Annotated in this window: 3 protein-coding genes; all 3 read left to right on the top strand. The window is 43.0% G+C overall.

Annotation, left to right across the window (positions count from 1 at the left end; genetic code table 11):
• On the top strand, positions 1 to 514 hold a 514-nt coding region (locus C7H79_RS18165), incomplete at its 5' end, for a beta propeller repeat protein (RefSeq protein WP_508278636.1).
• A 440-nt stretch (positions 515 to 954) separates the two neighbouring features.
• Entirely contained in the window at positions 955 to 2,985 is a 2,031-nt protein-coding gene (locus tag C7H79_RS16630) for an integrin alpha (RefSeq protein WP_106708353.1), read from the top strand.
• A gap of 268 nt (positions 2,986 to 3,253) precedes the next feature.
• Entirely contained in the window at positions 3,254 to 3,481 is a 228-nt protein-coding gene (locus tag C7H79_RS16625; protein ID WP_106708352.1) for a hypothetical protein, read from the top strand.
• Positions 3,482 to 3,739: the final 258 nt, after the last annotated feature.

Raw genomic sequence — 3,739 nt, 5'->3', positions numbered from 1 at the left:
CTGGAGTACAACGAATGGTGGTGACACTTGGCTACGATCGCTTAAGTTCGATTCATCAGTTACACTGCGCGGTCTTCCCGGGCAACAACATATTACGATTGCCGTCTCTCCTCAATTCGCCACAGATAAAATGGTCTTCGTCGGCACAAGTAATGGATTATACCGTTCAAAGAATGGAGGAAATAATTGGGTTACGATGACTCAAAAACACATAGGACCGGGAACAGCTATCCAGCAAGCTGAGTTTTCTCCTAACTTTGCTAATGACGGGCTTATCTTTGTCATCGTTCATGGCAAGGGTTTGTATCGGATTACTCTGAATAGTAGTGGACAAATCATATCTTCGAAAAATGTAGGTGATGTGTTACTGCAACAAAACATTCAATTTACAGAGTTCCGCATATCTCCTAACTTTGCAACTGATGCTACCCTTTTAGGGGTTGCTCGAGATAACTCTTACATTTCCACCAACGGTGGAGTGACTTGGACACTTGCAGGTAAAGTTGAATGGTAATGTACTGTTCTTTAATTATATGGTTGGCGGGCTCAAAAACTAACCGCACCACCTAACCGACTTGGCTCTGGCTCTGTCGCATTAAGCGATTCTTGGTAATTTTTCTTCAATGAGATCAATGATCGATTTGAACGAAAAACGCTAAATGCGGCAGAGCCAAATTTGGCCCCGTATGACAGCTATGATGTAATTGACCAGATACTACCGAATTTTTCTGAATTCACATCAAAATATATTTATGTCACAGTGCCAGTTCTTGCTATAAATATTTTTATAATAGACAACTTAAATTAACAATTTTGGGTATATGCGATCTGGTGCTCTGCTGAGTCAACAGCACAGTCATTAAATCACCAGGTTCATGGCAAAGAAATGAGGGCGAATCATACTGCTATGGGAGCATTTCCTGAAAATCCCTTCTTATTCAAGAGGCAGTAATAATGGCAACGCATAGTATTAATGTAGCAGATCTTGATGGAAATAACGGTTTCCGTCTAGATGGAATGGCGGCGAATAATTATTCAGGCTTTTCGGTCAGCAATGCCGGAGATGTTAATGGCGACGGTTTGGATGATTTTATTATTGGCGCTCCCAGAGCTGATTCGAATGGTACTAATTCGGGTTCCAGTTACGTGGTGTTTGGTAAAGCTTCAGGTTTCAACGCTACGATGAATTTGTCCAGTCTCAATGGTAGCAATGGTTTTCGTCTGAATGGATTAACTGCGGATGATCTGTTAGGTAGCAGCGTCAGCAATGCCGGGGATGTGAATGGCGATGGTTTAGATGATTTGATTATAGGCGCTCCCAGAGCTGATTCGAATGGTACTAATTCGGGTTCCAGTTACGTGGTGTTTGGTAAACTTACTGGATTTAGCGCTACGCTGGATCCATCCACTCTGAATGGTGATACAGGCTTTCGTGTAGATGGAGAATCGAGCGGCGGTTATGGTGATTCTTCTGGAATTGCAGTCAGCAGTGCAGGGGATATCAATGGAGATGGGTATGATGATTTAATTATTGGTGTATCCAGAGAGTATAACTCTCCTAATCCTGAGAATCCTATTACTGTCGAATATGTGGTGTTTGGTAAAGCTTCCGGATTTAGCTCTGTATTGCCGGCTTCCAGTTTGGATGGCAGCAAGGGGTTTCGCGTCACTGTTTCCGGGGAGGTAGCTCAATCGACCTCGGTCAGCAGCGCGGGAGATGTTAACGGTGATGGTATTGATGATTTAATTATTGGCATAAATTTCGAAAGAAGTTATCGCCATATAACCGATAAGAATGATGTTTATATTATATTCGGTAAGACTTCCGATTTTGACTCAGCATTTGATTTGGCCAGCCTTGATGGTAGTAACGGCTTTCGTTTGCCTGCTCCAGTTTCCAATATCTATGATACATCCGGACTTCAAGTTAGCAGTGCAGGGGATATAAACGGTGATGGCATTAACGATTTAATTATTGGTTCACCTTCCGATAATACGGATTCCTATCATGGAGGTAATAGTTATGTCGTCTTTGGCAAGGATTCTGGATTTGATGCTACGCTGAATTTGCTTGCACTCGATGGCAGCGATGGTTTCCGTATGCGCGATGAAGCGGGTATTGAATCTTTGGGTATATCAGTCAGCAGTGCGGGTGATGTGAATGGTGACGGATTTGATGATGTCGTCGTTGGTGAGATTAGAGGTCGAAATGCTTCTGATCAATATTCAGGAACAAGTTATGTGGTGTTTGGCAAGGCATCGGGTTTTAACGCCATTCTGGATTTGTCCAAACTTGATGTTAATGACGGTTTTCGCCTAGATGGTTTTGTAGCGTTTGATAGATTTGGCACTTCGGTTAGTGGCGCGGGCGATGTGAATGGCGATGGGTTTGATGATTTGCTTGTCGGCGCACCTGGGGCTGACCCTAATGGAGAAAGCTCTGGCTCCAGTTACGTGATATTTGGTCGCAGCAGCTTTGACGATGATGTAGATTTTCTGGGTACACCCGGCGATGATAATTTTACCGGCACTCCCGCCGCAGAAAGTTTTGTAACAGGTGATGGCAACGACCGGATGATCGGCCGGGGCGGCGCAGATTCGTTTGATGGTGGTACTGGCAACGATTACATTCGCATATCGGATGCGACTTTTCAACTGATTGATGGTGGGTCAGGCACCGACACTCTGGGATTGGCCGGCAGTGGTTTTAATCTGGATTTGAGTACCGTGCATGGCAAAATTCACGGCATTGAGACCATCAGTCTTTATGGGGTTGGAGACAATTTGCTGACTTTGACGGCCCAGGATGTATTGGATTTGTCGGATAGCACGGATACCTTAAAGATCAAAGGCAATGCTGGCGATAGCGTGGTTGGGCTGAGCAATGGTTGGGCCGATGGCGGTATTCACGGCAATTTCCATACTTATACGCAAGGTGATGCGGTGGTGCTGGTCGGGGTGGATGTGACAACTGATTTTGCTTAGCGAATGTTATAAAGCTCCTGAGTAGCATTTGTTTGAGCATCATCAGATAAAGACAGGTGGTGTGGTTGAGGTGAACTATCCATTGATCGCCATTCTATGTGCCTATTGTAAAAATAAAAATCAATGAGCTCAAGATATAATGACGCATCACGTACCTTAATTGGAATTCAACTAAATTAGTTGGTGATACTGTAAAATATTAGAAGCCAATTGACGCCGTTGAACTTCAAATCCCAGAAGCATATCTATATAATTATTAAAATAACATATGTCGAAGGCAGATAGGCTTAAGGAAGAAATTGGATGGCTGAAAGTCGTGTTTGCTGTCTGCGTGGCTCTCGATGCGTCATTGGTTGCATGGCTGGCACAGAACTACGCTACAGCCAATCTACTGCTGGTGGTGACGGGTTGTGTTGCATCAGTTCTCATTGCTTTGCTTATAGTATTAGTTAATCGCCGTGCCTATCGTAGGCTTGAAGAGTTGGAGGATACATAATGGAATGGTTTGTTATAGTTGCTCTTATCGCTCTTGTTGGTGCATTGTTATTGGTTGTAAAAGAAGTAGCTTCTCACGATCACACTTAATGCCATACATTCCAATAGCAACAATAAATCAATGCGTTATATTTAATAAATTCAATTGCCGATAATCTTTTTTATGTTAAATGATAATTATAATGTGATTTATAATTGATAGAGATTTGAACCATCTATCTTGTCGTAATTGTATTCCAACAAAGGTGCTTAGAATTAT

It is taken from the genome of Nitrosomonas supralitoralis (assembly GCF_003011925.2).
In the GTDB taxonomy this organism is placed as follows: domain Bacteria; phylum Pseudomonadota; class Gammaproteobacteria; order Burkholderiales; family Nitrosomonadaceae; genus Nitrosomonas; species Nitrosomonas supralitoralis.
Note: the sequence above shows the minus strand (reverse complement) of the source record. Positions and strands in the feature narration are given on the sequence as shown.

Bases quoted from the DNA above. Each gene is read 5' to 3' on its own strand.
- C7H79_RS16630 (WP_106708353.1), top strand. From the start codon at position 955: ATGGCAACGCATAGTATTAATGTAGCAGATCTTGATGGAAATAACGGT.
- C7H79_RS16625 (WP_106708352.1), top strand. From the start codon at position 3,254: ATGTCGAAGGCAGATAGGCTTAAGGAAGAAATTGGATGGCTGAAAGTC.